Here is a 23,338-nt window from a genome sequence, read left to right on the forward strand (position 1 = left end):
CCAGGTCGGCGCCATAGGCAACGACCGCGTTCTTGAATCCCTGGTCGACCAGCGCCTTGGTCACGGTGCCCTCGGTGGTGGCGGTGACCCGGTCCTGTGGGGCTCAAGAACACGATCCTGGGTTACGTGAGGGTTCTTCGCCGTGGGGGATCGAGTGCTGCCGCCGCTCGTTGAGCGGCTGCTCCGGGGTTCCTGGGATCATCGGTCGTGCTCTTGTCCACGATCTACGCCGTCACCCGACGTCTGCTGTCTCTGCCCGCGCTGTTGTTGCGCAGTGACGTCTCCAAGGAGGCGGAAGTGCTGGTGCTCCGGCACGAGAACGCGGTTCTGCGCCGTCAGGTCCCACGGGTGCGCTACGAGGCAGCCGACCGGCTGTGGCTGGCGGCGCTGTCGCATCTGATACCCCGACGCCGCTGGGCGCAGATCTTCTCGGTCACTCCGGCTACTCTGCTGGCGTGGCACCGCAAGCTCGTGGCGAACAAGTGGGACTACAGTCGATCTCGCCGCCCCGGGAGGCCACCGACCGCAGCTGCGGTCAAGGCCCTGGTGCTGCGCATGGCCGCCGACAATCCCACCTGGGGCCACCGGCGTATCCACGGCGAGCTGACCCGCCTCGGCCACAAGATCGCTGCTTCTACCGTGTGGAACATCCTGAGCCAGGCCGGGCTCGATCCCGCCCCACGCCGCAGCGGGCCAACGTGGAAGCAGTTCCTGACCACCCAGGCCGAGCACATCGTCGCCGTGGATTTCCTGCACGTGGACACCGTCAACCTCAAACGCATCTACGCCCTGGTCCTGCTTGAGCATCGCAGCCGCCGCGCTCACCTGCTCGGTGTCACCCCCAACCCCACGGGCGAATGGACCACCCAGGCCGCCCGCAACTTCCTCATGGACACCGACACGACGAACATGAAGTTCCTGATCCGCGACCGTGCCGGCCAGTTCACCGATGCCTTCGACACGGTCTTCGCCGACGCGGGCCTGCGCGTCCTCAAGAGCCCGCCACAAGCTCCGAAAGCCAACGCGCACTGCGAGAGAATGATCGGCACCCTGCGCCGCGAACTCCTCGACCGCACGCTCATCGTCAACGAGCGACACCTGCGCCGTACCCTCACCCGATACCTGGAGCACTACAACAGGGCCCGGCCCCACCGCGGCATCGGACAGTTGAGCCCATCCCAAGCTGAAACCGGACCGCCGTCGCCAGCCGACCTGGCCAGCCATCGGGTCCACCGCAGGCCCATACTCGGCGGTCTCGTCAACGAGTACCAGATCGCCAGCTGACACTATCAAGAACCCGCAGGTCAGACCTCGAATCCTATTTTTGAGCCCCACAGGACGGCTTGCCCGAGGAACTGCTTCGGAGGCTGTTTGATGTGTTTCGCTTGCGGGTCCGCTATGACAAGGCCACGCACATAGCAACCTGTACAGTGACCCTGACAGGTGACACCATCGACGTGGCGAGAGCTACCTCGGAGGGAGCCCTGGAAAAGCCAAACGGGCTCGTCGCCGTGCCCGTTTGTATGGTGCCCCCTGTAGGATTCGAACCTACGCACCCGGCTCCGGAGGCCGGTGCTCTATCCCCTGAGCTAAGGGGGCTCCAACGAGCCCTAAGGCTATCAGCATCCTGCCACCACTCCGCACACGATAAAGCTCCGGGCACACATCCATCGAAAACCGCACGTGACCACCCCGTCACGGGTTAGCTTCGTGGCCGTGGGCGAGGTACTGGGCAGAGTTCTGGTTGTCGATGATGACGAGGTCATCAGGCAGCTCATCGCGGTCAACCTGACCCTGGAGGGGTTCGAGGTGGAGACCGCCACCGATGGTGCGGACTGTCTGGATCGTGTGCTTGATGTCATGCCCGACGTGGTCACTCTGGATGTGATGATGCCGTGTCTGGACGGGTGGGTTACGGCGCATCGGTTGCGGACTGATGAGGCTACGAGTCATATCAAGGTGGTGCTGATCACGGCTCGGGCGCAGGATGATGATCGGCGCCGGGGGCTGGGGATCGGGGTGGACGCCTATCTGACCAAGCCGTTCGATCCGGCTGAGCTCATTCAGGTGGTTCGCGATCTGGCTGCTCGGGCTCGTAGCTGAGGATCGGGCTAGGCGGGTTGGTCGGAGAGCAGGCCGCGGGAGCGGGCGGTGGCGGCGGCCTGGGTGCGGGTGGAGGCGTCTAGTTTGCCCAGGATGTTGGAGACGTGGACGCTCACCGTCTTCTGGGCGATGTAGAGGCGCTCGGCTATCTCGCGGTTGGTGAGGCCGTCGGCGACCAGGCGGAGGACTTCGAGTTCGCGGGCGGTCAGGGAGCCGTCGGTCGAGGCGGTGGTGAAGCGGGCCCGGCGGGCGAACTCCTCCAGTGCCGATGCCAGCGGGACGGCCTTCAGGTTGTCGGCGGCGTCCCGGGCGAGCAGCCAGGTGGATTGCGCGGATTCACGGTCGCCGGTGGCGAGCTGGGCTTCGGCCAGGCGCCAGCGGACTCGGGCGGTTTCGTATACGAAGCCGTAGTCGAATGCTTCCACGACCCTTTTCCATAGGGCTACGTCGTGGCGGCCCTGCACGCGTACCCACTCGGCTTCTACGCGCAGTGCCCACGCGCGGCCCTCCAGGCCCATGGGTCCGCGTTTGCCGTCCGGGCCCGCGACCGCGGTGCGGGCGCGTTCGCGCAGGTCGTCGGCTTCGTCGGTACGGCCCAGCTCCGCCAACGCCCACAACCCCGTGGCGCAGATCCGCAGGTTGGCCGGGTCGGCGGGGATGAGCTGCGACAGGCAGGCCCGTACGTGTTCCCACGCGGCGGTCGGGTCGCCCTTCCACAGGGCGTCCTCGGCGGCGAGGCCGCGCGCCATGTAGGTGACGAGGTCGTTGGACCAGAAGGGGCGCAGCCAGTCGATGCGGGGGCCCACGGCGGGTAGTCCGCGGCCTACCTCCACGAACAGGGCGAACGACGACAGGATCGCCTCGGGCACCGTTCCGACGCGGGCGCCGAAGGTTGCGGCCACACGTTCGGCGTCGTCCCATTCGCCGGCCACGTAATGGATGAGGAAACGAAGAAAGCGCAGGTCGGTGCCGTACGTACTCCAGTTCAGCCCATTCTCCTCCGCCAGCCGGATGCCGCTGTCGGTGGCGGAGGCGGCCTCGACGAGGTGGCCCTGCTCGTACAGGAGGCGGGCGCGGGCGAACTCGGCGCGCAGGTCCATGGCGAGGATGCCGGAGGTGCGGGAGGTGGCCTGTTCGTAGCGGGCGGCGGCGGTGGAGAAGTCGCCGTCCAGCTCCGACAGCAGGGCGAGGCTGATCAGGGCGCCTTTTTCCGCGTCGGGGACGCCGGCGGAGCGGGCGACCTCCAGGGCGCGGCGGGCGCGTGGGGCGACTTCGGCGTGGCGGTCGGTCCAGGCCAGGGCGCGGGCGCTGGTGGCCAGGGCGCGGGCGAGTTCTGCCGGGGTTCGGGCGGTTTCCACTGCGGTCTCGCCGGCTTGGACCGCGGCTTCGTCCTGGCCCAGTTCGGCCAGGTAGTAGGCGAGGCGTTCGTTGACCTGCGAGGTCTGCGGGAGGGCGCGGAGCTGGGTGACGGCGCGGTGGTTGTCACCGCTGTCGGCGGCCATGATGGCGCTGCGCAGGGCCAGGTCGGCGCGGCCCTCGCCGGCCAGGGACTCGGCGTCGGCAACGCGGTCCCAGAGGCTGAGCGCCTGGTCGTAGTGGCGGTGGGCTTCGGCGGGCGCGCCGAGGCGTTCGGCCTGGCGACCGGCTTCGGCGGAGGCGGTCAGGGCGCCGGACAGGTCGTGGCCCGCCAGGTGGTGGTGGGCCAGCTCGGCGGGTGCGGTGAGCAGGGTGGCGAACGTGGCGTGCAGCCTGGTGCGCTCGCCCGGCAGGAGGTCGGTGTAGACGGCTTCCTGGAGGAGGGCGTGGCGGAAGGCGTAGCCGTACCCGTCGACTCTGAGCAGTCCGCGCGAGACGATCTCGCGCACGGCCTCCTCGAAGTCGGCGAGAGGGAGGCCGGAGACCTCGCGCAGGAGCACGTCCTCGACGCGGCGGCCCGCGACGGCGGCGGCGCGCAGGACGCGCTGGCCGGGCTCGGAGAGGACCTCGACGCGGGACATCAGCAGGCTGGCCAGGCCGTCGGGGAGGGTCTCGCCTTCGGAGAGGGCGGCGTAGAGCTCTTCGGCGTAGAAGGGGTTGCCGTCTGCACGGCTGACGATCTCGCCGAGTTCGCGACTGTCCATGTCACCGAATGTGGCGACATAGTCGGAGATTTCGGCTGAGGCCATGGGGCCCACGTCCACCGCGGTCACCGAGGGCAGGCGCTTGAGCTCGGCCAGGACGGTGCGCAGGGGGTGGCGGCGGTGCAGGTCGTCGGTGCGGTAAGTGCCGACGAGGCAGACGCGCTCGCTCTGGAGCATGCGGCTCAGGAACACAAGCAGGTCGCGGGTCGAACGGTCGGCCCAATGCAGGTCCTCGATCACGAACAGGACCGGTTGCACCGCGGCCAGCAGACCCAGCAGCGAGCCGAACAGCCGCTGCTGGGTGAGGCCCGACGACGGCGCGGTCTCGCCGCCCGGCAGCAGTTGCTCCAGGACGGGGCGCTCGGCGATGGCGGCACGCAGCGTGGGGTCGGCGCCGCGCAGGGCGTCGGCTAGCGGGAGGTATGGGAGGGCGTCGCCCAGTTCGGCGCACTGGCCGATCATGACGTTGAAGCCGCGCTGGCGGGCCTGGGCCACGAGTTCGCAGGTCAGGCGGGTCTTGCCGATGCCCGCGTCGCCGCCTACGAGCGCCACGCCGGCGGTGCCGTCGCCGGCGGTTTCGAGCACGCGAACTAGTCTCCTCAGCTCAGCTGAGCGTCCGATAAGAAGACTGTTCATCTCGGTAACTCTATATGTAACAGAATCATGATTCTTTACGGCACAGCCCCACCCCCGCCACCCGCCGCCGTGCGCCGGCGCCGATCGGGGGGATCGCTTCTCACGTCGGACGGGGCTGGTCACCGTCACGGCCTGTGTCCACCCCCTAAGTGGTCCCCTCTTTACCCCCGACCGGCAAGGCAGGCGGGGGCCGGAGGCGTACCGGGGCCGGAGGCAGGTGGGCCGGAGGCGGGGTCCGAAAGCCGCTGACTGAGCGGAGGCGGAGGCGAGGGAGCAGGTGGGGAGGCGAAGCGGAGGGGCGGAGGGGCGGTTGGAAGGGCGCGGCGGAGAAGGGGCGAAGAGGGGCGAGGCGGAGGGCAAAGCGGGGGACGGGCCGGAGGGCGGGCGGAAGGCGGGCGGAAGAGTGAGGAGGAGGGGCGAGGAGGAAGGGTGGGATTGGGGGACAAATACCCGCAGAGTGGGGCGCGCTTTGCCCGTGGCAAACCCGACGACTTGGACACTGCTGGAGGAAGGGCCAGGAAAACGCTGAGGAGCCCCGATGGATGGTCCCCTGGAGAAGACCGAGCGCGGCCCCGAACCCGCGAAGCTGTCCCTGTCCGTCAACGGAGCCACCCTGGTGGCCGAGGTGGAGCCGCGGGCCAGCCTGCTGGACACCCTGCGTGAAAGCCTGGATCTCACCGGCACCAAGAAGGGCTGCAACCAGGGCGCCTGTGGCGCGTGCACCGTCTGGGTGGACGGCCGCCGGGTCGTCTCCTGCCTGACGTTGGCGGTCGCGTGTGAGGGCAGGGAAGTCACCACGATCGAGGGTCTGGTCGAGCACCCGATGCAGAACGCCTTTCTGGCCTGTGACGCGCTGCAGTGCGGTTACTGCACGCCGGGACAGATCATGTCGGCGGTCAAGCTGCTGGAGGAGGGCCACGCCGGCGACGACGCCGAGATCGCGGAGTGGATGAGCGGCAACCTGTGCCGTTGCGCCGCCTACCCGCACATCCGCCAGGCGATCCGGGAGGTGCGCGATGGCGGGCACCAATAGAAACGGTGCACACCAGCCAAGCGCCCATGCTCACACATCAAGGCAGGTATCCCGTGCACGCCATTAGTTACGCCAGAGTCGGCGACGTAGCCTCAGCGCTGGCCGAAGGGGCCGATCCGGGGAGCAGGTTTCTGGCCGGTGGGACCACCGAGGTGGACATGCTCCGCATCGGTGTGGCCCAGGAGCGGCGGCTGGTCGACATCAATGATCTGCCGCTCAACACCATCGAGGACCTGCCCGGCGGCGGCCTGCGGCTGGGGGCGCTGGCCAGGATGAGCGACGTCGCCGCCACACCCGGCGTCCGGGAACGGTTCCCGATGATCGCGCACGCGTTGGAGCTGGGCGCGTCGGCGCAGTTGCGGAACATGGCCTCGATGGGCGGCAACATGATGCAGCGGGTCCGCTGCGGCTACTTCCGCGAGGCCGGCATGCCGTGCAACAAGCGGGAGCCGGGTTCCGGCTGCGCGGCCGAGGGTGGGTTCCATCGGGGGCATGCCGTACTCGGGACCAGCGAGCATTGTTTCGCGACGCATCCGTCCGACGTCGCGGTGCCGTTGGTGGCGCTGGACGCGGTGATCCACCTGCGCAGCCGGTACGGCGAGCGGTCGATGCCGCTGGAGGACTTCTTCCTGCAGCCCGGAGACACGCCGGAACGCGAGCACCCGATCGAGCACGGCGAGCTGATCACCGCGATCGAGGTGCCCGCCGCCCCGGTGGCCCGCACGTCGTTGTACTGGAAGGTGCGTGACCGCGAGTCGTACGAGTTCGCGCTGGTCTCGGCGGCCGTGGCGGCCACGGTCACCGACGGTGTCATCCGCGAGGTACGCCTGGCGCTCGGCGGCGTGGCCACCCGCCCGTGGCGGGCCAGAGCGGCGGAACAGATGCTGACCGGCGGTCCGGCCATCGGCGACGCCTTCGAGGCGGCGGCCGCGGCCGAACTGGCCCCGGCCGTGGGCCACCAGCAGAACGCCTTCAAGATCGAGCTGGCCAAACGCACGATCGTGCGGGTCCTGGAAAGGGTGACGGCGGCATGAACAGGACCGCGAAAGCACTGGAAAGGGTGACGGCGGCATGACCACCACACTCATCGGTCAGCCCGTCACCCGGGTGGACGGCCGCGCCAAGGTCACCGGCGCCGCCAAGTACACCGCCGAAGTCTCCCTTCCGGGCATGCGCCACGCGGTCATCGCCGGTTCCGAGATTCCCGCCGGACGTGTCACCGGCGTCGACAGGTCCAGGGCCATGGCCGAGCCGGGCGTGCTGGCCGTACTCACGTATGAGGATCTTCCGAAGGTGGCCGCGCAGCCGGTCCTCACGCTCTCGCTGGCCGGTACGGTCGCCCACGGCCAGAGCTTCTTCCCGATGCAGGACCCGGTCATCCACTACGCGGGCCAGCCCGTGGCCATCGTCGTGGGCGAGACGCTGGACGCCGCCACCCGGGGCGCCGAGCTGCTGGACGTGACGTACGAGCGCACGGAGTCGATCACCGTGATCGACGAGGGCCGCGACCAGTCCTACGTGCCCGAGCGAATCCTGGCCGGCCTGGCGCCGGGCCAGATGGGCCGGGGCGATGTGGACGCCGGACTGGCGGCGGCCGAACTGACGGTGGAGGCCACGTTCACGTTCACGGCCAACCACCAGAACCCGCTGGAGATGTCGGCCACGGTGGCCTCCTGGGACGACGGGCAGCTCACGCTGTGGGACGCGACCCACGGTCCGACCGCCACCCAGATGACGGTCGCGAACCTGCTGGGCATCCCGGCCTCGCGCATCCGGGTGATCACCAGGTTCGTCGGCGGCAGTTTCGGCGCCAAGGCCATGATCTGGGCGCATCCGACGCTGGCCGCCATGACCGCTCAGATCATGCGCAGGCCGATCAAGCTGGCGCTGACCAGGGAGCAGATGTTCACGGGGTGCGGGCTGCGGGAGGACAACGAGCAGACGATCACGCTCGGCGCCGGCGCCGACGGACGGCTGACCGCGATCCGCCACGAGAAGCTGTCGATCACCTCGGCCTACGACGACTGGGCCGAGCCCGCGCTGAGCGGTTCCGGCGAGCTCTACGCCTGCGACAACTTCGCGGCCGTCTACCACCTCATCAAGGGCAACACGATGACGCCCACGTTCATGCGCGGACCGGGTGAGACGGCGGGGCTGGCCGTACTGGAATGCGCGATGGACGAGCTGGCGGAGCGGGCCGGGCTGGATCCGATCGAGCTGCGGCTGCGCAACCATGCCGACGTCGATCCGGTGAGCGGGCGGCCGTGGTCGAGCAAGGGGCTCAAGGAGTGTTACGCGCGGGGCGCCGAGCTGATCGGGTGGGCCGATCGCGACCCGCGTCCCGGCATGCGGCGCGAGGGCGACTGGCTGCTCGGCATGGGGATGGCCACGGCGATCTATCCCGTCTATCCGCTGATGAATCCGCAGCGTGCGCGGGCCCGGCTGTATGCGGACGGCACCGCGGTCATCCAGACCGCCGCTTCCGACATCGGCACCGGCGCGGCCACGGTGCTCACCCAGATCGCCGCCGAGGGGCTCGGGCTGCCGCTGGAGATGGTCAGGGTGGAGTACGGCGACACCTCGCTGCCGTTCCTGGCGGCGTCGGTCGGCTCGACGGGGTCGACGGCGGGCGGCAACGCCGTTCATCTGGCCGCGACGGGCCTGCGGGAGCAGCTCGTCGCCCAGGCGGTCCAGGACGAGGGCTCGCCCCTGCACGGCGCGGACCCGGAGCTGGTCGACGTCGTGGACGGCGTCATGGTCGGACCGTCCGGGTCGGAGAGTTACGGCGAGATGCTCAGCCGCAACTTCGTCCCGGAGACCGAGTACCTGGGCACCTACCAGCACCACGTCGACGAGGAGCACGCGCTGCTGAACTTCGGCGCCCAGTTCGCCGAGGTGGCCGTGGACGCCGCTCTGGGGGTGGTGCGGGTGCGCAAGATGGCCGGGGTGTTCGCGCCCGGCCGCGTGCTGAACCAGAAGACGGCGCGCAGCCAGCTCATGGGCGGCATGATCTGGGGTCTGTCCCAGGCGTTGCTTGAGGCCACGCACATGGATCCGCGCTTCGGCCGCTGGGCCAACCCGAGCCTGGGCGACTACCTGGTGCCGGTCAACGCCGACGTGCCTGAGGTGATGGTGGAGACGGTGGAGGTGGACGATCCGTTCGTCAACCCGCTGGGGGTCAAGGGCATCGGGGAGATCGGCATGGTCGGGATGGCGGGCGCGATCGCCAATGCCGTGCACAACGCCACGGGCAGGCGGGTGCGTTCGTTCCCGATCACCATCGAGTCACTGCTCTGACAGCACGAGGTCGGCACAACGCTCCCCGATCATGATCGCGGGAGCGTTGGTGTTTCCCGAGGTGACCGCGGGCATCACCGAGGCGTCGGCGACGCGCAGCCCGTCGACGCCGAGCACGCGTAGGCGGTGGTCCACGACCGTGCCCATCCGGCAGGTGCCCGCCTGGTGGTGGTAGGTGACGAGCGTGCGCTCGATATAGGCCGAAATATCGGCATCGCCGGGGTAGAGCTCGCGGCCCAGCTCGGCCCCGATCTCCCTGCACAGCTCCACTGCCGCCCGCATGCACCGCCGGTCGGCCTCCTCGCGCAGGTAGGCGGGGTCGGCCAGCAGCGGCGCGCCCGGGTCGGCGGAGGTGAGGCGGAGCGTGCCCCGGCTCTCCGGCCGGATGATCCCGGCCATCAGCGTGAACGCGTCCGGCGGCCCGCTCATCGTCTCGTCGTACAACGGCACGTGGAAGAAGAGCGGCTGCACGTCCGGCGCGGGCAGGCCGCCGCGGCTGCGCCAGAACAGCTGGCTGTGCATCACGGGCAGCCCCGGCACCGGCGGCGGCACCGGCCCGCGGGCCGCCACGATCACCGGGACCAGCGCGTGGTCGTGCAGGTTCGCGCCGACCGGCAGGTCCGCCCGCACCGGCACGCCGATCCGGCGTAGCTCGTCGGCCGGTCCGATGCCGCTGAGCATGAGGAGCCGGGGCGACTCCAGGGCGCCCGCGCTCAGCACGACCTGCCCGGCGTACACGCGCTCGCCCCGCCCGACCTCGACCCCGACGCACCGCGACCCCTCGAACAGCAGCCTGGTCGCGACCGCTCCCGTCCTGATCCGCACCCGGCCGCCGCGCAGATAGGCCGCCGCCGTGCTGTGCCGCCGCCCGTCCTTGACGGTGAGCTGGCAGAAGCCCGCGCCGTCCTGCGCCGCGCCGTTGCAGTCCTCGTTGTACGGCAGGCCGAGCCCCACAGCCGCCTCGACCACGGAGGCGTTGACCGGATGCGGACGGTAGTCGGACATCACCCGGACCGGTCCGCCCACGCCGTGATGCTCGCAGGCGCCCCGGTCGAAGTCCTCCAGCCGTTTGAAGACCGGCAGCACCTCCGGCCAGGTCCACCCCGGCCCCCAGTCGTAGTCGGCCGGGTTGCCGCGAACGAAGATCATGCCGTTGAGCGAGGAGGAGCCGCCCAGCACCCGCCCGCGCGGCCAGTGCAGCCGCCGCCCGCCGAGCCCGGCCTGTGGCGTGGTGAGGTAGTCGTAGTCCTCGGCGCCGCCCCACAGCCGGAAGACCCCGCCCGGGTCGTGGATGTCGGGATTGCCGTCTGGACCGCCCGCCTCAAGCAGCAGCACGGACAGCCCTTCCACCTCGGCCAGCCGCCCGGCGACCGCCGCCCCGGCCGACCCGGCTCCGATGACGACCACGTCAGCGCTCTCCATCGGGACAGCTCCTTTTCGGACGATGAGGAAAGCTATATGATTTCATAGACGACTTCATGGAGGAAGGATTGCCATGACCGGCAAGAACCTGGACGCCGTCCGTGAGTCCTACGCCGCCTCGGCCCGCGGCGATATCGAAGGCATCCTGGCCCTCCTCGCGCCGGACGCCCGCTGGACCGAGATGGCCGGATTCCCGTACGCGGGCACGTACGTGGGCCGCGAGGAGGTGCTGAAAGGCGTCTTCTCCCGCCTGGGCGGCGAATGGGCGGACTACCGGGCCGACCCCGAGGAGTACGTGGACGGCGGCGACACCATCGTGGTGATCGGCTTCTACAGCGGCGTCTACCGGGCCACCGGCAAGGCGATGCGGGTCCGCTTCACCCACGTCTGGAAGCTGCGGGACGGGGTGGCCGTCAGCTTCGAGCAGTTCACCGACACCGCGCTGGTGGCCGAGGCCCTGAGCGCGTAGGGCACTTCACGCACGAGAGGTCCCATCGTCATGATCGCTTCCAGGACGTTGTCCGTCTTACTGCTGGCCGCCCTGGCGGGCTGCGGGCTCGCCGACACCCCCACGACCGGCCGGGACACTCCGGGCACGGGCGTCATCCGGGTGGGCGCGGTCAGCTCGCTCAGCGGTCCCGTCACCTTCCCCGACTCCTCCGCCGCCGCGAAGGCCGTCTTCGACCGGGTCAACGAGCAGGGCGGCATCAACGGCCAGAAGATCGAGTACCTGGTCGCCGACGACAAGGGCGACCCCGCGGCCGCCGCGCAGGCCGCCCGCGACCTGGTCACCAACCAGGGCGTGGTGCTGCTGGCCGGTTCGGCCAGCCTGCTGGACTGCGCGGTCAACGCGCCCTTCTACGTCCAGTCGGCGATCGTCGCGGTCCAGGGCACCGGCGTGGACCCGACCTGCTTCGAGTCGTCGGCCATCTCGCCGGTCAACACGGGGCCGTACCTCAACATGGCGATCAACATGTACTACGCCTCCGAGGTGCTCAAGCGGGACAAGGTCTGCATGTTCCTGGCGATCCTCGGCAACACCAACGACGCCTACGGCGGCGCCGTACAGAGCTGGTCGAAGCTGACCGGCAAGAAGCTCACGCTCGACGACCGCACGGTGAAGCCCGACTCCGACCCGACCCCGTTCGTCCTGCGCGCCCGCTCGGCCGGCTGCCAGGCGGTCCTCTACAACGGCACCGAGCCGATGGCGATCGCCTGGATGAAGGTGGTCAAGCAGCAGAACGTCACCGGCATCGACTGGCTGCTCACCACCGCCCCCTACACCGAGGCGGTCGCCAAGGCGCTCGGCCCCGACGGCGAGGGCACCTACGCCAACGCCGAGTTCGAGCCCTTCACCGACGCGAGTTCGGCGGCGCTGAAGGACTGGCGCGAGCTGATGGCGGCCAAGAAGGTCCCGCTGACCTCGTTCGGCCAGGGCGGGTATCTGGCCGCCACCTATGTCGTGGACACACTCAAGGGCATCAAGGGCGCGATCACCCGCGAGTCGGTCGCCCAGGCGTTCAAGGCGCTTAAGCCCATCGAGAATCCGCTGGTGGGCACGGCGTACGAGTTCGGCGCGGCGGCCAAGCACCGGTCCAACCGGGCCGGGAAGATCGTCCAGCTGCGCGGCGGGGCCTGGCAGGTCGTGACGCCCGAGTGGGTGCGCTATCCGGGGACGCTCGGCTGATGCTCCAGGGCCTCGTCTCCGGGCTGGCGGCGGGCGGCACCTACGCCGCACTCGGCCTGCTGCTCACCGCCATGTACCGGCTGACCGCCACGGTCAACCTGGCCGTCGCGGCCACCGGCATGGCCGGGGTCTACATGATGGCCGCGCTGGCCGAAGCGGGCCTGCCGTACGGGATGGCCGCGGTCGCCGGGGTGGCGGCGGGCGCTGTGACGTCGGCGGGGTGCGGCGCGGTCATGGTGCGGTGGTTCGCCGGCAGCGGCGCCCAGCTGCGCACGGCGGTCTCCATCGCGCAGCTCATCGGGATCATCGCGCTGGCCTACATCCTGTTCGGCGACACGCCGCGGGTGCTGCAGAACCCGGCCGGCGCGCCGGTGGCCACGCTGGCCGGGGTGGTGGTCACCTGGGGCACGCCCGCGCTGATCGCGCTGGCGGTGCTCATCGGCGGCGGCACTCATCTGCTGCTGGCGCGGACCTCGCTCGGGCTGCGGCTGCGCGCCATGGCCGAGCGGCCGGTCACCACCGAGCTCCTCGGCATCGGCACCCGCGGTCCGGCGGTCGCGCTCTGGGGAGCCGCCGGCGCGCTGGCCGCGCTGGTGCTGCTGCTGGTCGCGCCGGTGCGCTCGAGCGACATCCTCTCGCTCAGCATGCTCATCGTGCCCGCCTGCGCCGCGGCGCTGGCGGGCGGGCTGACGCGGCTGCCGGGTGCGCTGCTGGGCGGGCTGGCGCTGGGCCTGCTGGAGGGTCTGCTGGCCGGTTCCGCGGCGGTGCGCGAGTACCGCGACGCGGTGCCGTTCGCGGCCATCCTGCTGTTGCTGCTGTGGAGCCGGCGCGGGGAGGTGTGGGATGCCGCGCGCTGACCGAGCCGTCCGCTGGGGACTGGCCGCGCTCGCCCTCGCCATCCTCGCGTACGGCCTGGCCGCCGCCCTGCCCGCCTACTGGGTCTTCCTGGCCATGTCCGCGGTCATCTCCGGCGTGCTCCTGCAGAGCCTCGGGGTGATCGCCGGGCAGGCCGGGATGGTCTCGTTGTGCCAGGCGGCCTTCGCCGCGATCGGCGCCTGGAGCACCGCGCAGCTCAACCTGTGGGGGGTGCCGGGCGGGCTGTACGTGTGGCTGCCGCTGGCGGGGCTGGCGGCGGTGCCGTTCGGGCTGCTCATCGGGCTGCCCGCGCTGCGCCTGCGCGGGGTGCACCTGGCGATCGTCACGCTCGGCTTCGCGGCGACCGTGGACATCGTGCTGGCCGCCGCCTCCTTTCCCGGCGTGGACCTGGGGCTGAGCGTGGGCCGCCCGGCGGGGCTGAGTTCCGAGCGGCAGTACTTCCTGTTCTGCGTGGGGGTCTTCGCGCTGGTCGCGGTGGCGCTGGCGGTGGTGCGGCGGACCAGGTTCGGCGCCACATGGCGGGCGTTGCGCGAGTCGGAGCGGGCCACCGCGGCGGCCGGTACGAGCGTGCCGGGGGCCAAGCTGAGCGCCTTCGCGGTCAGTTCGTTCATCGCGGGGTTGTCCGGGGCGCTGCTGGCGGGGCAACTGGGCATGCTGCTGGCCCGCAACTTCGACCCCGGCCAGTCGCTGACGGCGTACGCGGTGGCGGTCATGGCGGGGGCGCACCACGCGGAGGGCGCGCTCATCGGCGGCGCGCTCGGCGTGCTGGTCGCGGAGCTGCTGAGGCGGTTCGGCATCCCGCAGCAGTGGGCGAACGTGGTCTTCGCGGTCGGCGCCATCCAGGCCTTCACCCAGGGCGCGGGCATCAGCGACGCGCTGCGCGCGGCCTTGCGGCGGCGCGACGGGCACCGGCCGGTGGCGCCCGTTCCGCTCGTGGAGAAGGCCGTTTCCCAGGCCGCCACCGGGACGGCGTCGCGGATCACCGGGCTGAACGTGCGCTACGGGCAGGTGTCCGCCGTCCAGGACGTCTCCCTGGAGGTGCTCGCGGACAGCGTGCACGGCCTGGTCGGGCCGAACGGCGCGGGCAAGTCCTCGCTGGTCGACGCCATCACCGGCTTCACCCCGTGCACGGGCTCGGTGGAGCTGGCCGGGCACGACCTGAACGGCCGGCCCGCCCACCTGCGGGCGCGGGCGGGCCTGCGCAGGACGTTCCAGCAGGACCGGGTGCCCACCGGCCTGACCGCCGGGGAGTACCTGCGTTTCGCCGCCCGCCGTCCCCTGACCGCCCGCGACCTGGCCGAGGCGCTCGGCGACCTGGTCGCCGTGGATCCCGGGCGGACGATCGCCGACCTGGACGTGGGCACCCGGCGCCTGCTGGAGGTGGCCGGAGCGCTGCTGGCCCGGCCCGAGCTGGCCGTGCTGGACGAGCCGGCCGCCGGGCTCGGTCAGGCCGAGACCGAGCGGCTCGGCCGGTGGCTGCGCGCCGCGCCGGAGCGGTTCGGCTGCGCCGTCCTGCTCATCGAGCACGACCTCGACCTCGTGCGGGCGGTCTGCGCGCGGGTCAGCGTGATGGACTTCGGCCGCGTCATCGCCGAGGGCCCGCCGGCCGAGGTCTTCGCCGACCCTCGGGTGCTCCGCGCGTACCTGGGCGAGGAGGTGACGGCGTGACGCTCTCCCTGGACGCGCTGACCGTGGCGCGCGGCGGGCAGCCGGTCGTGCGCGAGGTCACGCTGCACGCCGGGCGCGGGCAGGTGAGCGTGCTGCTCGGGCCGAACGGCGCGGGCAAGACCACCTTGCTTGAGGCGGTCTCCGGCATCCTGCCCAGCCGTTCCGGCCGGATCACGCTCGACGGACACGACCTGACCGGACGGCCGCGCACCCGCAGGGCCCGGCTCGGCCTGGCCCACGTCGAGCAGAGCCGGGCCGTCTTCGCCACGCTCACCGCCCGCGAGAACCTCCTGCTGGCAGGCGACCCGGACCGGGCGCTGACGCTCTTCCCAGAGCTCGCGCCCCGCCTGGAGGTGCGGGCCGGGCTGCTGTCCGGCGGCGAGCAGCAGATGCTGGTGCTGGCCCGCGCGATCCTGCGCGAACCGGCCGCGCTGCTGCTGGATGAGATGTCCATGGGCCTGGCCCCGGCGGTGGTGCGCAGGCTGCTGCCGGTCATCCGCGCGCTGGCCGACGCCGGGTGCGCGGTGCTGCTGGTGGAGCAGTTCGCGCACGCCGCGCTGGCGCTGGCCGACGCCGCGTACGTGCTGTCGCGCGGCGCCCTGACCTACAGCGGCGACCCCGGGCCGCTGCGCGCCGACGACTCCGCGCTGCGGCGCGCCTACCTGGGAGAGGACCGGGCATGACGACCGCGGATCTGGTGCTGGTCAACGGGCGGGTCCTGACCATGGATCCGGCGCTGCCGTACGCGAGCTCGGTGGCGGTGCGCGGCGGCGAGATCGTCCACGTCGGCGAGCGGGCCGCGCGGTGGGCGGGACCCCGCACCGAGGTGATCGACCTGCGCGGGCGGCTGCTGCTGCCCGGCGTCAACGACTCCCACCTGCATGCCGTCGGGTACGGGCTGCACCGGCCGCCGTTCTGCCTGGACGTCGCGCTCGGCTCCGTCGCCGCCGTCCAGGCCGAGGTCGCCCACGCGGTACGGCACGCCAAGCCGGGCGCCTGGATCAGGGGCATCGGCTGGCACCCCGGGCGGCTGGCGGAGGTGGCGGCGGGCCGGACGATGACCGCGGCCGACCTGGACGCCGCGGCCCCCGGCAATCCCGTGGTCTTGCAGGACTTCTCCGGCCACGCGGTCTGGGCCAACAGCGCGGCGTTACGCCTGGCCGGAGTCGAGTCGTCCGGGGGCGTCCTGCACCACGGCGAGCAGAGCCTGGTCATGCGGGCGGTACCGCATCCTGAGGGCGGGCTGGCCACGGTGGTGCGCGACGTGGTCGCCGAGCTCAACCGGCTCGGCATCACCAGCTTCACCGAACCCGGTCTCGGGCCCGGCGGCGAGGAGGCGTTCGCGGGCGGCATGAGCGCCGCCGCGCTGGACGCCTACACCGCGCTGGCGCGCTCGGGCGAGCTGACCGCTCGGGTGAGCGTGCTGGGGCTGCCGAGCCCGATGTCGGGCGCGTCGGTGGCCGACACCCGGGCTTGGCTGGCCGATCCGCCCCGGTTGGACGGGGTCGATCCCCGGGTGCTGCGGCTGCTGGGGGTCAAGGTGTTCGCCGACGGAATCCCGCCTTCTGAGACGGCGTGGATGCGGGAGCCGTACCCGTCGGGCGGGCACGGCTCGCTGTGCACGCGCGGCGACAGCAACGCCGAGCGGGTGGCCGAACTGGAGGAGATCATGCGGCTGGTGCACGCCGCCGGTCACCAGCTGGGCGTGCACGTGGTGGGCAGCCGGGGCGTCGACGCGGTGACGGCGGCGCTGGCGGCGCTGCCGGGCGGGGCGCGGCACTATCTGATCCATGGGCAGTTCGCGAGCGAGGCGGCGCTGGCCACGCTCGCCGGGCTCGGCTACGGCATCAACCTGCAGCCGGTGCTCCAGGCCATGGAGTCGGACACCACCCATGCCCTGTTCGGCGCGGACTGGGCGGAGCGGGAGTGGCCGGCGCGCTCGGCACTCGCGGCCGGGGTGAACACCGCGTGCAGTTCCGACGCGCCGGTGACCGGCCCCGACTGGCGGGCCGGAGTGGCCGCGCTGGTCGCCAGGCGGGGCCAGGGGCTGACGCTGGAGGAGGCGCTGGGCACCTACACGCGCGGCGCCGCCTGGCAGGACCACGCGGAGGGCTGGAAGGGCACGGTCAGCGCCGGCAAGGTCGCCGACCTCTGCGTGAGCGCGGCGACGGCGCCGGACGAACTCGTCGACGCGCCGGTCGATCTCACGGTCTTCGGCGGCAGGATCGTGCATCCGGGCTGAGCGCGTGGATACCGTTCGGGCATGGGTGCGGACATCTGGGCGGCCGGGGATGCCTACGAGGGCTACATGGGCCGGTGGAGCAGGCCGGTCGCGGCGGCGTTCGTGACCTGGCTGGGCGTCCCGGCCGGGCGTAGCTGGCTGGACGCCGGCTGCGGGACGGGCGCGCTGACCGCCGCGGTACTGGCCGCCGCCGCGCCGGACCGGGTCGCCGGGGCCGATCCGTCGGCCGGGTTCGTCCGGCACGCCCGGGACCTGGTCGCCGACGCGCGGGCCGGGTTCGCCGTCGCGGACGCGCGGGCTCTGCCGTTCGGGGACGGGCGGTTCGGCGCGGCGGTGAGCGGGCTGGTGCTGAACTTCGTGCCCGATCCGGCGGCGGCCGTCGCGGAGCTGGCCAGGGTGACCGCCCCGGGCGGCACGGTCGCGGCCTACGTCTGGGACTACGCCCGCCGGATGGACGTGATCAGGGCCTTCTGGTCGGCGGCCGTGGAACTCGATCCCGACGCCGGGGCGCTGGACGAGGGCGCCAGGTTCCCGCTGTGCCGTCCTGATCCGTTGCGGGCGCTGTGGGACGGCGCCGGGCTGGCCCGGGTGGAGGTCGCGCCGATCGACATGGACGCGGTGTTCCGGGACTTCGACGACTACTGGCGGCCCTTCCTCGCCGGTCAGGGTCCGGCCCCGGCGTACGCGGCCGCGCTGCCGCAGGCGCGCCGGGCGGCGCTGCGGGAGCGGATCAGGGAGCGGATGCCGGTGGCGGCGGACGGCTCGATCACCCTGCGGACCCGCGCCTGGGCGGTACGCGGCGAGGTATTGGTCCACTGAAGCACCACCACATTGGACTCCATTCATGGACCAAGGCTCCTCTACTGTCGGAGACATGATCGCCCTTCCCACCCTGGCCCTGTTCGCCGCCACCGCGCTGGCCCTGGTCGTCATCCCGGGGCCGAATCACCTCTACATCGCCGCCCGCGGCCTGGCCCAGGGACGCTCGGCCGCGCTGGCCAGCGCGTTCGGGGTGGAGGCCGGCACGCTCGTGCACATACTCGCCGCCGCCGCGGGTCTCTCCTACGTGATCACCCAGTCGGCCGCGTTGTTCTCGATCGTCAAGTGGGCCGGCGTCGCGTACCTCGTCTACCTGGGCATCCGCGCGCTCACCGGCAAGGACGAGCAGCACGCCCAGGCGCCCGAGCCGCAGCCGTTGCGCAAGGTGTTCCTCGAAGGCGTGGTCATCAACATCCTCAACCCCAAGGTCACGCTGTTCTTCCTGGCGCTCCTGCCGCAGTTCGTGGACCCGGCCGCGGGCTCCCCCGCGCTCCAGATCGTGGTGTTCGGCGCCATCCTGCTGGTGCTCGGCCTGCTCTCTGACATGATCTACGCGTTCACCGCCGGCGCCCTGGGCCACCGGCTGGCCGCCAAGGCGCGGGCGCTGCGCTACTTCTCCGGCGTGGTCTACCTGGGACTCGGCGTGGTCACCGCGCTCACCGGGAGAAAATAGGCCGCATGGCACCGAGGAAGCAGCGGGAGATCTTCGCGGCGACGCTGCGGCTACTGGCCGGCAAGGGCTACGACGGGCTGACCGTCGAGGGCGTGGCCGAGACGTCGGGCGTCAACAAGACGACGATCTACCGCTGGTGGCCCTCGAAGGCCGCCCTGCTGGCGGCGGCGCTGGTCGAGGCGGACATGCTGGAGTTCGAGGTACCCGACACCGGATCGCTGCGCGGCGACCTGGTGGCGCTGGTGGAGGCGCTGGGGGTGCTGCTCACCGAACCGCCGGGGCGGGACGTGGCGGTGGCCGCGCTCGGCGCCGCCGTACACCATCCCGAGATCGACGCGCGGCGCTTCTTCGCCGACCGCCTCGCCCGCGAGCGCGTGATCTTCGAGCGCGCGGTACGGCGCGGCGAACTCCCCCAGTCGGCCGACCCGATGCTCGTCATGGACCTGCTGGCAGGCGCGATGTGGACCAGGGCGGTGTTCAGGGGCCTGCCGCTGGGCCCGGATTTCGCCACCGAGGCGGTCGCGGCCGTGCTCGACGGGGTCAGCTAGCCTCGTTCAGCGCCGCCGGAACGCGTTCGAGCACCGGATACGGCACCAGCCCATAGGCGTAGAAGTCGACCGCCGCCGCGCCCGCCGCCTTGGCCCCGAGCGCCTTGGCCACGAGCCGGTCGGTGGAGTCGCTGTCGGGGTAGCCGGGGCGCAGCACCGCCCGTACCTCCCGGTCCTTGCCGACCGAGCGCAGGTAGGCGCCGACGTCGTCGGCCACCCGGGCGGCGTCGCGGGCGTAGGCGAGCACGCCGAAGGCGGGCACCAGGTCACCCAGGGCGACCAGGTCGACGCCGAGCTGCCAGGCGTCGTGGGCGGCCAGGCCGGGCGACGGCAGGCCGTCGCGGTAACCCTTGACCGAGCCGGTGTAGTCGATGAACACCAGCTTGGAGCCCTCCTCCGCCACCGCGGACGCCACCTCGGACACCAGTGTGGTCACGGTCTCCGAGCGGGCGCGGGCGTAGGCCACGACGTCGGGACCGGCGTAGGCGGTCAGCGCGGCCCTGGTCACCTCGCCCTGGGCGGCGGGGTCGCCGTCGAAGACGCCGCCGACGATCCTGGCGCACTCGTCCCGCGCCACCTCGGCGTTGACGCCCAGGTCGGTGGCGCGGCGCATGCAGTAGTCGCAGAAGCACAGGCCGAACAGGTAGTTGTCCATGGGGCCGAGCGGGACGAACGAGCGCTCGGGGCGCAGCGGCCGGAAGTGCAGCGATTCGGCCACCACGCTGTCGACGCCGAGCCTCGCCACCGACCTGGCCAGCGCCACGGCGTACTCGCGCACGTCGGGGTGGGCTGGACACAGGTCGGTGAGCGAGCCGCGGTCGCCGAAGCAGTCGCGCACGGTCACGTCGGGATGGCGGGTGCCGAGCGTGAGGTTGCGCAGGAACACCGTCCAGCCGTGGAGCTTCAGGCCCCGCTTCGAGCAGGCCTCGCGGACGCCGTCGAGGGCGTCGGTGTAGCCGGGGACCGGCGTGAGGCGCAGCCCGGAGAACAGCTCGTGCGGCGGGACGAAGTGGGCGCCGTCGTGGCGCAGGGTCAGCCTGGACAGCCCGTGCGGGGTGACGTCGCGGGAGCCGTGGTGCACGGCGCCCACGGTGATGCCGGCCGTGCCGTATCCGGCGACACGGTCGAGCACCTTGTCGACGCCCTCACCCCGGAGGTCCTCGACGAAGACGTATACCGAACTGTCCACGGGTTGACCTTACGCGCTCTTGTGCGCGACGAAGTCGATCTCCACCAGGATGTCCATCAGGTCGGATCCCACCGTGGTGCGGACCGGGAAAGGCTGGTTGAAGTACGACTTGTACACCTCGTTGTAGGCCGCGAAGTCGCGCTTGAGGTGCTGCAGGTGCACGGTCGCCTTGACCACGTCGTCGAAGCCGAGCCCGTGGGCGGCCAGGACGGCGCCGAGGTTCTTCATCGTCTGGTGCGTCTGGGCGGCCACGTCGTCGCCGACGACCTCGCCGGTCACCGGGTCGAGCGGCCCGGCGCCCGAGGTGTAGACGAAGTCGCCGACCACGAGGCCCTGGGAGTAGGCCCCGACGGGAGCGGCGCCGTCGTTGGTCCTGATTTCCTTCTTCACGAGATCTCCTAGAAATGCGTGGTTATGGTGCCGACCTGGCGGTAGTCAGGGTCGACGAGGGGCAGCGCGCGCCACTTGTCGAAGGCGGTGCACGGGTGCGAGATGCCGAAGGAGAGCACGTCGCCGGGGCGCAGGCCGTCGCCGTGCACGACCGTGTGCTGGTCCTGCATCTTGACGACGGTCAGCCCTTCGCGCCTGGGCACCGGCAGCCCCTCGTCGTAGGGCGCGTCGCGCTTGCCCATGCCGACGATCGCCAGGCCGGGCTCGGGGGTGGACAGCACGTGCGCGAAGATCTCGAAGGCCGGGCGCAGCTCGCCGTCGATCCGGTTGAAGGGGGTGCGCTCGCGGTAGTAGCCGTCGTCGTGGGTGACGTACGCGCCGCTGCGCAGCACCACCGTGGCCTGGGCGGCGACCAGTTCGCGCCCGATGACGTCGAACCACTGGCTGCCGCCGACGGTCAGGATGGGGTTCTTGACCCGCAGGTACTCGACGGCGTCCTGGAGCAGGCCCAGATATTTCCGGACTTCTCCGGCCGAGGTGAGCGCGCCCTCGTACCCGGCCACGCCGGCCAGCGACACACCATCCGCGGTCTGGATATATCCGGCCAGATCCACGACCTCCTCCACCGACCGGCAGCCCGCGCGGCCGCCCGCGTGCCCCAGCTCGACCAGCACGCGGAACCCCCGCGCCGGCGCGTGCGCGCGCAGGATGTCCACGCCCTCAGGCGAGTCGGCGAAGCACAGGAAGTCGAACCCGGGGTCGCGCTCCAGCTCGGCCGCCAGCCAGTCGAGCCCGACCGGGTCCACGACCTGGTTGGCCACCATGATCCGGCTCGCGCCGAAGCCGCGAACGATCCTCGCCTGCCTCGTGTTGGCCACGGTCAGGCCCCAGGCCCCGGCGTCGAGCTGCATCGCGGAGATCTCGGGCGACAGGTGGGTCTTGGCGTGCGGCGCGAGCTCCAGCCCGTGGCCTCGCGCGAAGGCGGCCATCGTGGCCACGTTGTGCTCCAGCGCGGCGCGGTGCACGACCATCAGCGGCAGCTCGGACTCCGCGAGAATTCCCTGCACGATGCCCCCATTCATCCGCGTTGACCCTATCAACGCGAGCGCAGCGCCCGGCCTGGGGTGGCCCCGGTCAGCTCGCCTCCGGCCAGCACCTGGACACCGGAGACGAACACGTCGTCCACCCCCGTGGCCGGCGTGCGCGGCGCGGCGTAGGTGGCCTCGTCACCGACCCTGGCCGGGTCCAGGACGATCAGGTCGGCGGCCGACCCGGCGCGCACCAGCCCGCGCCCGTCCAGCCCGAAACGGCGGGCCGGATGGGAGGCCAGATGCACGGCCGCCTCCTGCCAGGTCCAGTCACCGAGCTCGCGCACGTGCCGTCCCAGGAAGCGGGCGAAGGCGCCCCAGCCGCGCGGATGCGGGTGGCCGCCGACGTAGATGCCGTCGGAGCCGCCGGTGTGCACGGGGTGGCGCAGGATCCGGCGGACCGACTCCTCCCCCTCCGGTCCCTCGTCGGGCCGCGCCGTCACGCACCCGGCTTCGAGCCGCGTGTCGACGAGCAGCTTCTTGCAGAACTCCGCGGGCGGCAGCTCGGCGCGGGCCGCCGCCTCCACCATCGTCAGCCCCTCGGCCCATGCGGAGCCCGGCGCGTGCGAGATCGTCAGCCTCGGCCAGGTGTCCTTCAGCGAGTCCCACCAGGAGTCCAGGTCGGGAGAGCCGAGCATCTCGACCGCCCGGTCCACCTCGGCCCCCGGCACCGACGGCGGCAGCACGACCATCGCCAGGATCGTGCTCCCCCGCAGGTAGGGGTAGGTGTCGAAGGTTAGGTCGACGTCCTGCGCGAGCGCCCGTTCCACCAGCGGCAGCAGCACACCCGCCGGCCCGTGCAGGTGCGAGACGTGCACCGCCGCCCCCGACAACCGCGCGATCTCGCCGACCTCGTCCATGCCGATCGCGGCCTTCGCGCCATAGGCGCGCATATGGGTGACGTACGGCAGGCCGCCCAGCGGAGCACAGAGCGCGGCCAGTTCCTCGGCCGAGGCGTAACGGCCCGGCAGATACTCCAGCCCGCTCGACAGCCCGACGGCCCCCTCGCCCAGCCCGCGCTCCACCCTGGCCAGCATCGCCGCGATCTCGGCGGGCCCGGCCGCGCTCGGCGAGGGGCCCATCACGTCGTAGCGGATCGTGCCGTGCGGCAGCAGGTAGGCGGTGTTCAGCGCGACCGTCCGGTCGTAGCCGTCCAGCAGTTCGCCGACCGACAGCGGCCCCTCGTGCGGCAGCCGCCCGTTGACGGCGGTGAAGTACCTGGTGGCATAGGCCACGGTCGCGGCCGAGCCCGGCGCGAACGACAGCCCGTCCTGCCCCAGCACGAACGTGGTCACCCCCTGCCGCAGCGCCGCGAGCTGCACCGCCGGGTCGAAGACGGCGGCCTCGCCGTGCGCGTGGCAGTCGACGAACCCGGGCGCGACGAACCGCCCGCCCGCCTCCACGACCCGCGCCGCCCGCGCGCCGTCCAGCCGGCCGACCGCCGCCACGCGATCGCCGCTGAGCGCCACGTCGGCCCGGTACGGCGGCGCGCCCGTCCCGTCGAGCACCCGGGCACCGCTGATGATCACATCGAAAGCCACTCAAGG

Annotated in this window: 20 protein-coding genes and 1 tRNA gene; 14 read left to right on the forward strand and 7 right to left on the reverse strand. The window is 71.8% G+C overall.

The window, feature by feature from the left end; translation table 11 throughout:
• The first annotated feature begins 207 nt into the window (after positions 1-207).
• A complete protein-coding gene (locus tag ACFWYW_RS49525; protein ID WP_379621820.1) occupies positions 208-1,284 on the forward strand; it encodes a transposase in 1,077 nt (358 codons plus the stop codon).
• 240 nt (positions 1,285-1,524) lie between these two features.
• On the opposite strand, the gene ACFWYW_RS49530 is transcribed toward ACFWYW_RS49525, so the two are convergent.
• Positions 1,525-1,599: transfer RNA gene (locus tag ACFWYW_RS49530), tRNA-Arg, on the reverse strand.
• 117 nt (positions 1,600-1,716) lie between these two features.
• Here ACFWYW_RS49530 and ACFWYW_RS49535 point away from each other — a divergent pair.
• Complete coding sequence (locus ACFWYW_RS49535) at positions 1,717-2,103, forward strand: response regulator transcription factor (protein ID WP_379621822.1); 387 nt, start codon at positions 1,717-1,719, stop codon at positions 2,101-2,103.
• A gap of 8 nt (positions 2,104-2,111) precedes the next feature.
• Here ACFWYW_RS49535 and ACFWYW_RS49540 read toward each other — a convergent pair whose 3' ends face one another.
• On the reverse strand, positions 2,112-4,859 hold the full coding sequence (locus tag ACFWYW_RS49540; RefSeq protein WP_379621824.1) for an AAA family ATPase: 2,748 nt from the start codon (positions 4,857-4,859) through the stop codon (positions 2,112-2,114).
• Positions 4,860-5,397: 538 nt separating this feature from the next.
• Between ACFWYW_RS49540 and ACFWYW_RS49545 the strand changes: the two genes are divergently transcribed.
• Genes ACFWYW_RS49545 through ACFWYW_RS49555 form a run of 3 tightly spaced genes read left to right on the forward strand, consistent with a single transcriptional unit; the run spans position 5,398 to position 9,189 of the window.
• Positions 5,398-5,892: a (2Fe-2S)-binding protein gene (locus ACFWYW_RS49545; protein ID WP_379621826.1), complete on the forward strand. Its 495-nt coding sequence runs from the start codon at positions 5,398-5,400 to the stop codon at positions 5,890-5,892.
• Positions 5,893-5,918: 26 nt separating this feature from the next.
• Positions 5,919-6,926 (forward strand): FAD binding domain-containing protein, encoded by a 1,008-nt coding sequence (locus ACFWYW_RS49550; protein WP_379641321.1) that lies wholly within the window; start codon positions 5,919-5,921, stop codon positions 6,924-6,926.
• Positions 6,927-6,963: 37 nt separating this feature from the next.
• Positions 6,964-9,189, forward strand: a complete 2,226-nt coding sequence (locus ACFWYW_RS49555) for a xanthine dehydrogenase family protein molybdopterin-binding subunit (protein ID WP_379621830.1) — start codon at positions 6,964-6,966, stop codon at positions 9,187-9,189.
• On the opposite strand, the gene ACFWYW_RS49560 is transcribed toward ACFWYW_RS49555, so the two are convergent.
• On the reverse strand, positions 9,178-10,611 hold the full coding sequence (locus ACFWYW_RS49560) for a GMC family oxidoreductase (protein WP_379621832.1): 1,434 nt from the start codon (positions 10,609-10,611) through the stop codon (positions 9,178-9,180). The two genes, ACFWYW_RS49555 and ACFWYW_RS49560, sit on opposite strands and share 12 nt — an antisense overlap.
• A gap of 73 nt (positions 10,612-10,684) precedes the next feature.
• Between ACFWYW_RS49560 and ACFWYW_RS49565 the strand changes: the two genes are divergently transcribed.
• Genes ACFWYW_RS49565 through ACFWYW_RS49605 form a run of 9 tightly spaced genes read left to right on the forward strand, consistent with a single transcriptional unit; the run spans position 10,685 to position 19,124 of the window.
• Positions 10,685-11,080: a nuclear transport factor 2 family protein gene (locus ACFWYW_RS49565; protein ID WP_379621834.1), complete on the forward strand. Its 396-nt coding sequence runs from the start codon at positions 10,685-10,687 to the stop codon at positions 11,078-11,080.
• A 30-nt stretch (positions 11,081-11,110) separates the two neighbouring features.
• Positions 11,111-12,298, forward strand: coding sequence for an ABC transporter substrate-binding protein (locus ACFWYW_RS49570; protein ID WP_379621836.1), 1,188 nt, complete (start codon positions 11,111-11,113; stop codon positions 12,296-12,298).
• Entirely contained in the window at positions 12,298-13,155 is an 858-nt protein-coding gene (locus ACFWYW_RS49575; RefSeq protein ID WP_379621838.1) for a branched-chain amino acid ABC transporter permease, read from the forward strand. Before ACFWYW_RS49570 ends, ACFWYW_RS49575 begins: the two co-directional genes overlap by 1 nt.
• Positions 13,142-14,842, forward strand: a complete 1,701-nt coding sequence (locus ACFWYW_RS49580; RefSeq protein WP_379621840.1) for an ATP-binding cassette domain-containing protein — start codon at positions 13,142-13,144, stop codon at positions 14,840-14,842. The genes ACFWYW_RS49575 and ACFWYW_RS49580 overlap by 14 nt, the downstream gene beginning before the upstream one ends.
• Positions 14,839-15,525: an ABC transporter ATP-binding protein gene (locus ACFWYW_RS49585; protein WP_379621842.1), complete on the forward strand. Its 687-nt coding sequence runs from the start codon at positions 14,839-14,841 to the stop codon at positions 15,523-15,525. Before ACFWYW_RS49580 ends, ACFWYW_RS49585 begins: the two co-directional genes overlap by 4 nt.
• Positions 15,522-17,084 (forward strand): amidohydrolase, encoded by a 1,563-nt coding sequence (locus ACFWYW_RS49590; protein WP_379621844.1) that lies wholly within the window; start codon positions 15,522-15,524, stop codon positions 17,082-17,084. Before ACFWYW_RS49585 ends, ACFWYW_RS49590 begins: the two co-directional genes overlap by 4 nt.
• 21 nt (positions 17,085-17,105) lie before the next feature.
• Positions 17,106-17,903, forward strand: coding sequence for a class I SAM-dependent methyltransferase (locus ACFWYW_RS49595; RefSeq protein WP_379621846.1), 798 nt, complete (start codon positions 17,106-17,108; stop codon positions 17,901-17,903).
• Positions 17,904-17,958: 55 nt separating this feature from the next.
• Positions 17,959-18,576 carry a LysE family translocator gene (locus tag ACFWYW_RS49600; protein ID WP_379621848.1) on the forward strand — a complete coding sequence of 206 codons (618 nt, stop codon included), beginning with the start codon at positions 17,959-17,961 and terminating at the stop codon, positions 18,574-18,576.
• A 5-nt stretch (positions 18,577-18,581) separates the two neighbouring features.
• The gene (locus ACFWYW_RS49605; RefSeq protein WP_379621850.1) at positions 18,582-19,124 is read left to right on the forward strand and encodes a TetR/AcrR family transcriptional regulator; all 543 of its coding nucleotides are present in this window, start codon (positions 18,582-18,584) and stop codon (positions 19,122-19,124) included.
• On the opposite strand, the gene ACFWYW_RS49610 is transcribed toward ACFWYW_RS49605, so the two are convergent.
• From ACFWYW_RS49610 to ACFWYW_RS49625, 4 genes are read right to left on the reverse strand one after another with little or no spacing between them, the layout of a single operon-like run.
• A complete protein-coding gene (locus ACFWYW_RS49610) occupies positions 19,117-20,313 on the reverse strand; it encodes a hypothetical protein (protein ID WP_379621852.1) in 1,197 nt (398 codons plus the stop codon). The two genes, ACFWYW_RS49605 and ACFWYW_RS49610, sit on opposite strands and share 8 nt — an antisense overlap.
• Before the next feature lie 9 nt (positions 20,314-20,322).
• Complete coding sequence (locus tag ACFWYW_RS49615) at positions 20,323-20,703, reverse strand: RidA family protein (RefSeq protein ID WP_379621854.1); 381 nt, start codon at positions 20,701-20,703, stop codon at positions 20,323-20,325.
• An 8-nt stretch (positions 20,704-20,711) separates the two neighbouring features.
• Positions 20,712-21,770, reverse strand: a complete 1,059-nt coding sequence (locus ACFWYW_RS49620; protein WP_379621856.1) for an alanine racemase — start codon at positions 21,768-21,770, stop codon at positions 20,712-20,714.
• A gap of 29 nt (positions 21,771-21,799) precedes the next feature.
• Complete coding sequence (locus ACFWYW_RS49625) at positions 21,800-23,332, reverse strand: amidohydrolase family protein (protein WP_379621858.1); 1,533 nt, start codon at positions 23,330-23,332, stop codon at positions 21,800-21,802.
• Positions 23,333-23,338 lie beyond the last annotated feature (6 nt).

It is taken from the genome of Nonomuraea sp. NPDC059023 (genome assembly GCF_042740095.1).
GTDB lineage: Bacteria > Actinomycetota > Actinomycetes > Streptosporangiales > Streptosporangiaceae > Nonomuraea.

Excerpts from the sequence above, each read along its gene's own strand:
- ACFWYW_RS49540 (WP_379621824.1), bottom strand. The coding sequence starts at position 4,859 with ATGAACAGTCTTCTTATCGGACGCTCAGCTGAGCTGAGGAGACTAGTT.
- ACFWYW_RS49545 (WP_379621826.1), top strand. The coding sequence starts at position 5,398 with ATGGATGGTCCCCTGGAGAAGACCGAGCGCGGCCCCGAACCCGCGAAG.
- ACFWYW_RS49550 (WP_379641321.1), top strand. The coding sequence starts at position 5,919 with ATGCTCACACATCAAGGCAGGTATCCCGTGCACGCCATTAGTTACGCC.
- ACFWYW_RS49555 (WP_379621830.1), top strand. The coding sequence starts at position 6,964 with ATGACCACCACACTCATCGGTCAGCCCGTCACCCGGGTGGACGGCCGC.
- ACFWYW_RS49560 (WP_379621832.1), bottom strand. The coding sequence starts at position 10,611 with ATGGAGAGCGCTGACGTGGTCGTCATCGGAGCCGGGTCGGCCGGGGCG.
- ACFWYW_RS49565 (WP_379621834.1), top strand. The coding sequence starts at position 10,685 with ATGACCGGCAAGAACCTGGACGCCGTCCGTGAGTCCTACGCCGCCTCG.
- ACFWYW_RS49570 (WP_379621836.1), top strand. The coding sequence starts at position 11,111 with ATGATCGCTTCCAGGACGTTGTCCGTCTTACTGCTGGCCGCCCTGGCG.
- ACFWYW_RS49575 (WP_379621838.1), top strand. The coding sequence starts at position 12,298 with ATGCTCCAGGGCCTCGTCTCCGGGCTGGCGGCGGGCGGCACCTACGCC.
- ACFWYW_RS49580 (WP_379621840.1), top strand. The coding sequence starts at position 13,142 with ATGCCGCGCGCTGACCGAGCCGTCCGCTGGGGACTGGCCGCGCTCGCC.
- ACFWYW_RS49590 (WP_379621844.1), top strand. The coding sequence starts at position 15,522 with ATGACGACCGCGGATCTGGTGCTGGTCAACGGGCGGGTCCTGACCATG.
- ACFWYW_RS49595 (WP_379621846.1), top strand. The coding sequence starts at position 17,106 with ATGGGTGCGGACATCTGGGCGGCCGGGGATGCCTACGAGGGCTACATG.
- ACFWYW_RS49600 (WP_379621848.1), top strand. The coding sequence starts at position 17,959 with ATGATCGCCCTTCCCACCCTGGCCCTGTTCGCCGCCACCGCGCTGGCC.
- ACFWYW_RS49605 (WP_379621850.1), top strand. The coding sequence starts at position 18,582 with ATGGCACCGAGGAAGCAGCGGGAGATCTTCGCGGCGACGCTGCGGCTA.